1 protein-coding gene is annotated in these 610 nt (G+C 52.1%); it reads left to right on the top strand.

The features are described from left to right. A partial coding sequence (locus FAS41_RS30775) for a tyrosine-type recombinase/integrase (RefSeq protein WP_246084980.1) occupies window positions 1-288 on the top strand: 288 nt, incomplete at its 5' end. Window positions 289-610: the final 322 nt, after the last annotated feature.

Genomic DNA, 610 nt, shown 5'->3' with positions numbered 1-610 from the left:
AACCTCAGTTTGTTCCTTTTTCCCAGTCGTGTTCGAATTTCAGCTCACATTTCCACGAGGCAGTACGCCCGCATTGTGAAAACCTGGATAACCACAATCGGCCTCGACCCCACACTCTACGGAACCCACACGCTTCGTAGGACCAAAGCATCGCTGATCTATCGCAGAACAAAGAACCTGAGAGCAGTGCAGTTGCTGCTCGGCCATACGAAGCTGGAGAGTACTGTTAGGTATTTGGGTATCGAGGTCGACGACGCTCTGGCGATGGCGGAACAAACTGAGGTTTGACCATGCATCCGCCTGGGTGCTGGCCGCCTGCGTAACGCTACCCCCGGCAATCAGCTGAAAGAGTCCGGCACCGTGAGCCGGTGCCGGCCATATGCCAAGCTGCAGCCAGACTCGCTACGGGAGGACTCTTTGTTCATATGCACCCAACTTACTGGAATGAATCTGGATCGGGTATCTTTCCCACCAAGTTCAATCCCATTAGGTAAACATCCCCGAAACTGCGACCATCAAAACCTCTAGCCAACATCTCAGAGAAGTCAAAAAAACAGAAAGACCAAATAAAAACTCATGATTCGAGGGGAACACCCATGACCTTGCGCAC

The sequence above is a fragment of the Pseudomonas nicosulfuronedens genome (genome assembly GCF_005877905.1).
GTDB classification, from domain to species: domain Bacteria; phylum Pseudomonadota; class Gammaproteobacteria; order Pseudomonadales; family Pseudomonadaceae; genus Pseudomonas; species Pseudomonas nicosulfuronedens.
Note: the sequence above shows the minus strand (reverse complement) of the source record. Positions and strands in the feature narration are given on the sequence as shown.